Genomic DNA, 5,755 nt, shown 5'->3' on the forward strand with positions numbered 1-5,755 from the left:
TAAGTTTAAGAATAGTCTAAATCCTTAAGTTGATGGATGTGGGGTAGCACCACATCGCTATCAAGCTTAGATTTTAGAGTACCCCCATAACAAAAATTTCACCTTATATACTCCAAGATAGATTAAAAATATAATAGTTATTTAAAAAAGATGGTGTGAATTTAGAAATCATTCCATCTTTTATTATTATCTTATACAATAAAGAAAGAATATTTTGGTAATTAAATTAAGAAAAGGGTAGAAAGGGAGAGAAACATATGGTTAAATTGGAGTATTTTACAGAAGAAGATTTTCAACAATTAATTGATTGGATACCAAATGCGGAATTTAGTTTACAATGGGGTGGACCTGCTTTTACATTTCCATTAACAAATGCACAATTAAAAAATTATTTACAAAACGCTAATAAAGATAATGCTATTAAATATGTATTTAAAGCAATAGACGAAACAAATAGTGAAGTCATTGGTCATATTTCATTGGGAAACGTCGACAAAACTAATGAAAGTGCAAGGATAGGAAAAGTATTAATTGGCTCAACAAATTCAAGAGGTAAAGGTTATGGAACACAAATGATGACAGCTGTTTTAAAATTTGCTTTTGAAGAATTAAAATTACATAAAGTAACTCTAGGTGTATTCGATTTTAATGAATCTGCAATTAAATGTTATAAAAAAGTCGGCTTTCAACAAGAAGGATTCCTACGTGATGCTAGAAAAAGTGGTCAAGAATATTGGAATTTAATTGAAATGGGTATCTTATACAGCGAGTGGAAAATAAATAATTAAAAATAAGAAGGACTCTTAACTATTCACTTATCAAATTAAATATTTTTAAAATATTTTTATATACGGATTATATCTTTAATAAAAAAGTTAGTTTGGTAGCAAAAAGAAATATCCTCAAAATAAAAAATACGTTATTCTTTCTGTAGAATCATAGGAAAGGATGGCGTTTTTTGTATGTCTATTTCTGTATCTGACAAACTACAACTATTTGCACAGGAGATTCAGAGTCTTTTATCCCCAAATACCTTACAAAATCTAGCTAGAGATGTTGGGTTTGTACAGCGAGCAAGTAAGTATCGAGCACAAGATTTAATAGCTTTATGTGTATGGATAAGTCAAAGTGTAGCAAAAACTTCTTTAACTCAGTTATGTAGCTGTTTAGAAGCATCAACAGAAGTTCTCATCAGTCCCGAAGGACTGAATCAACGATTTAATGCCACAGCCGTACAATTTCTACAACAAGTGTTAGCCGAACTTCTCAACCAAAAGTTATCTTCAACTAAGCTGCTCTATTCTCCATACACTTCTATTTTCAAGCGTATTCGTATCCTAGATTCAACGTCATTTCAACTTCCAGATCCTTTTTCATTCGTTTATCCAGGTGCAGGAGGATGCAGCCATACCGCGGGAATGAAAATTCAGCTTGAGTATGATTTATTAAGTGGACAGTTCCTTCATATTCATACAGGTCCAGGGAAACAACATGATCGAACCTATGGTTCCCTGTGTGTCCCAACTATAACAGCGAATGATTTATGTATCCGAGATTTAGGTTATTTTCATTTGAAAGATCTTCAACATATACAAGATAAAAAGGCTTATTATATCTCACGTATTAAATCGAATACACGTATTTATCAAAAAAATCCTAAACCCGATTATTTTCAAGATGGCAGAATCAAGAAAGGTACAGAGTATATCCAGATAGATATGGAGATTTTAATGAACTCTCTTCAGCCAGGACAAACATGCGAAATATCCAACGCTTATGTAGGAATGACTGATAAAGTCCCAACTCGTGTGATTGTTCATCGACTAACAAAAGAACAACAACAAAAACGATTACGCGATCAAACTGTAAGAGAAAAAAAGAAAGGAATGAAGTATTCTGCTCGTAGTAAACGGCTTAGTGGTATCAATGTATATATGACAAATACTCCTATAGATATTGTCCCAATGGGACAAGTACATGATTGGTATTCTTTACGTTGGCAAATCGAGATTTTATTTAAAACGTGGAAATCATTCTTTCATATACATCATTGTAAAAAGATAAAACGAGAACGATTGGAATGCCATTTGTATGGACAACTGATTGCCATTTTACTTTGTTCTTCTACCATGTTTCAAATGCGACAATTGCTTCTTATGAAAAAGAAACGAGAACTGAGTGAATATAAGTCCATATATATGATTAAAGATTACTTTCTTCTTCTTTTCCAAGCAATACAGAAAGACACCCAAGAGCTATCAAAGATTCTAATTCGCCTGTTCAACCTCCTACAGCAAAACGGGAGAAAATCTCATCGATATGAGAAGAAAACAGTCTTTGATATATTAGGTGTCGTTTACAATTGTACCATGTCTGATAATCAAGCGGCTTAATTCAAAAAAATGAAACCCGTTAGGGTTTATTTCGTGTGCAAATCTTTAGGTTCCCTACACATAAATTTTATAAAAAAGAAACAACCTCTACTTTAATTGACGTTGTATGAGCTTAGCTTGATAGCAATGTGGTGCTACCCCATATAAAGCTTTTCTGCTCTTTTTATCATTTCATATACGTGTACATGCTCATTTCTAACATCCAATTCCCAATGTACTTTTCCTTCGTTTTGTTCATATGTATGAAAAGTTTCATTAAAGATAAACATTCCAATTCATTCACTTTTTATTGATTTTTCCATAATTTCATTTCCTTTCTATTCCCAAAAAAGAAACGGCTATATTTTAAGTAGTTATAGCCGTTGACTTTCATATTATATAAAACCCGCATTATGGAGAAAGTAAAACTTTAATTGGATTGCAGTGAAGTATCCTATACTTCACCCCTCTGCCGATAAAACAGCAAATTCCTCCCGTTTGGAGAGAGTCAATCCTTATTTTGTTTTTCTAACAATTGAATAATCCTATCTAACTTTTGCTCAACTGGATTTTGCTTTTTGCGATTACTAGTATGCAAAATTATACGTATAATTCCACCCAACAATACACCGATAATCAATGCAGTAATAGCGTAATAAATACTGGTTCCTAAAAACATTATTCAGACCCCTTTTTCCTTATTATACCATTAAGAAGAAGTGATATGTTGTGTACTTTCGGTTGTATATGTTATTCGTAATAAGTTAACATAATGTCTCATTGATGTTAATTTCCATACCTATTATTAACCGACAACAATCCGTCTTTTACAGGCAGTTACTCTCCTTTCCATCTCCCTCATATTCACTTAATGTTGATACAGGGATCTTATGCAAGATAAAATTCGTACTTATCCAATTCATAATTATTTCTTCCAGCATCGGATGAAGTGGCTTTCCCGCCCCTTCTTCATAATTCTTTTTAAACTCTAAAGCTTTAAAATCCCCCTCAAAACTTTTCAAACTATGATCCATATCTTTTATTACATGTACTTCAGAATCCCCTTGCACATAATCACCGATTCTCTTCGCTTTTTCAGGATTCGCCTGAAAGTCTTTATCACCAGCAATAGCTAGTACTGGACATGTTACTTGTTGTAAATCTTTATAAATGTCATGCTGAAAATGCTCTCTAAACCATTTTGCGTTCATCGGTTTAAAACCCACTTTAATCGTATCTTTTTCTGTGTTCATCATTTTCTCTTTTATTTTTTCCATCTGCTTCTCTCCACGTTTCTCCACATCGAGAAGGCGCATTAGTTTTCCCTTTATTCCTTTTTGTTCTTTTAATTCTTTATAAGCAATCTCTCTTTGTCTTTTCGTAGCTTCTTCTAACGATTCCGCAGCTCCTGTAAGAAGTATGAGTCCATTTACTGGTGTTCTTGCGTTTACTACAGTTGCCAACATACATCCTTCACTATGACCAGCTAAAATGATATTTTCTGGATCAACAAATGGCTGTTCTTTTAAATACGTAATCGTAGACTCTATATCATTAACTAAATCCCACATTCCAGTCTTTAGAAATTCCCCGTCACTCTTTCCTACTCCGCGCTTATCAAAACGAAGCGTCACTACTCCAAGCTTCGCCATTACATGTGCTAAATCTTTATATATGTTCGACTCAAGCTTTAGCGGTAATATCGTTCCATCACGATCAATTTCCCCAGATCCAGCAATAATGATAACCGCCGCATACTTCCCGCCAGCTTTCGGTTTAGTGAGTGTACCTTGCAACGTAAATTCACTATTTATCGCTACTTCATATTCATCGAAGGTCATTATATTAGTCCTCCTTCTATTCAGTTATATCTAATTTGAATTTCAAACTCGCTATTATATTTTTGTACTCTCTTTCATCTTTCATCGGAGTGAAAACTGGATTCTCTGCAATACTTTGTAACATGCTTCGCTTTATAATCTCTTCATTTCTAACTGTTTTAGCGCCGAGTGGAAATTCTGCAAACCATGCATCAATCGCATCAAAATAAGAATCTCCATGTAAATGTAGACTATTTACTGTGAAGCTTGCCGTACAAACTGCTACATATTTACGTAACATTTCTAATGCCTTTTCAAAATTCCCTTGCATACAATATACTTGTGCAGCAGCATAGTATACTTTTAAAGTCATATTGGGATGCAATGTTTCTATTTCATATATATCTATTAACATAAAAGCTCTATTTAAAATCACCTCTACCTTTTCAACGTTTGAGGCATTTACTACTACGTAATTTGGTATTGTCGCAACGAGTTGTATTAAATGTTGGTACATACTAATTTGCATTATTTCATTTGCCTTTTCAGCATTTCCAAGCATTTGATACGCTTGTGCGATTAGATCTTCCTCTGGAACGTTAGGACGTATCGTTCCGCCAAGTAATTGCAATACTTCATTCGGTTTATTGAGTATAAGATAGCAAGTTGCTTGAAACGATACCGCCTCTTTCACAAGAGAAACATCATCACTTTCTTCCTGAACCCTGCTAAAGAGATTCATTGCTTCTTCTAACATGTCAATTCTTTTATCCGTATCCTCTGTTAACATATGGTGATTAATAAAAAGTAGTCCCATTTGAAGTAATAACGGAAAACAAGAATAATATTTTTTAATTATTTCTCTGCACTCCACCATTACTTCATCAAACGGTTTTTCACTAAAAGCTTCTGCTAGCCTATGATATAAATCCCTAATATCTTCTGGTTCCATTTGCGGTGTATAACAGATTAGTTCATCTATACTTATATTAAAGTACGATGCTAACAGTGGTAAAAATGTAATATCCGGATAACTCTGCCCTGTCTCCCACTTAGAAACAGATGCCTTCGTAATACCGATATACGCCGCTAACTCTTCCTGTGTAATTCCCTTTTCTTTTCTCTTATCCGCAATTATTTTATGAATGTTTATCTCCTTCACACCATCACCTCATACTTTTATTATATGCTTTTATTTCACACAAAATATGGATTTAAAGTCGACTTTCGTTAACGAAATCAACTGTTAGGAAACATGTCTCTAAAATCAAAGAGTCTGTCCCAAAAGGTGCTTTTTAGCCAAAATCTAATAAAAAGCGAAAGGCAGAAACGCTGATTTTATAACGTTTCTGCCTTTTCAATTTCATGTGATCTTACTTCGAAAGAGACTTATGAGACAGCCTCTTTTTATTGTGGGGTACCGATACATAGCCACCTAGCTAAGATTTTGAAGTACTTCAAAATCAAAAACCTCATCTCATCACAGTTTTCTACGGGAATCCAGTGAACAGCTTATTTAGTCGGGTAAGCGGGGGGCATCGCTGCCCCCAACTCCCCTCAGAA

Annotated in this window: 5 protein-coding genes and 1 pseudogene; 2 read left to right on the forward strand and 4 right to left on the reverse strand. The window is 34.0% G+C overall.

What is annotated here, in order from left to right:
• The first annotated feature begins 257 nt into the window (after nucleotides 1–257).
• Nucleotides 258–788 (forward strand): GNAT family N-acetyltransferase, encoded by a 531-nt coding sequence (locus tag RTP99_RS27705; protein ID WP_000239769.1) that lies wholly within the window; start codon nucleotides 258–260, stop codon nucleotides 786–788.
• Between the two features lie 174 nt (nucleotides 789–962).
• Entirely contained in the window at nucleotides 963–2,393 is a 1,431-nt protein-coding gene (locus RTP99_RS27710; RefSeq protein ID WP_192825584.1) for an IS4-like element ISBce8 family transposase, read from the forward strand.
• A 140-nt stretch (nucleotides 2,394–2,533) separates the two neighbouring features.
• Here RTP99_RS27710 and RTP99_RS27940 read toward each other — a convergent pair.
• From RTP99_RS27940 to RTP99_RS27725, 4 genes and pseudogenes are all read right to left on the reverse strand, one after another.
• Nucleotides 2,534–2,662: pseudogene (locus RTP99_RS27940) on the reverse strand (DUF2262 domain-containing protein); the annotation flags it as partial.
• A 218-nt stretch (nucleotides 2,663–2,880) separates the two neighbouring features.
• The gene (locus RTP99_RS27715) at nucleotides 2,881–3,051 is read right to left on the reverse strand and encodes a DUF4083 family protein (RefSeq protein ID WP_000478432.1); all 171 of its coding nucleotides are present in this window, start codon (nucleotides 3,049–3,051) and stop codon (nucleotides 2,881–2,883) included.
• Between the two features lie 148 nt (nucleotides 3,052–3,199).
• Nucleotides 3,200–4,213: an alpha/beta hydrolase family protein gene (locus RTP99_RS27720; RefSeq protein ID WP_000141808.1), complete on the reverse strand. Its 1,014-nt coding sequence runs from the start codon at nucleotides 4,211–4,213 to the stop codon at nucleotides 3,200–3,202.
• Nucleotides 4,214–4,229: 16 nt separating this feature from the next.
• Complete coding sequence (locus RTP99_RS27725; RefSeq protein ID WP_000659018.1) at nucleotides 4,230–5,354, reverse strand: helix-turn-helix domain-containing protein; 1,125 nt, start codon at nucleotides 5,352–5,354, stop codon at nucleotides 4,230–4,232.
• Nucleotides 5,355–5,755 lie beyond the last annotated feature (401 nt).

Source organism: Bacillus sp. (in: firmicutes), assembly GCF_031983925.1.
Classification (GTDB): domain Bacteria; phylum Bacillota; class Bacilli; order Bacillales; family Bacillaceae_G; genus Bacillus_A; species Bacillus_A pacificus.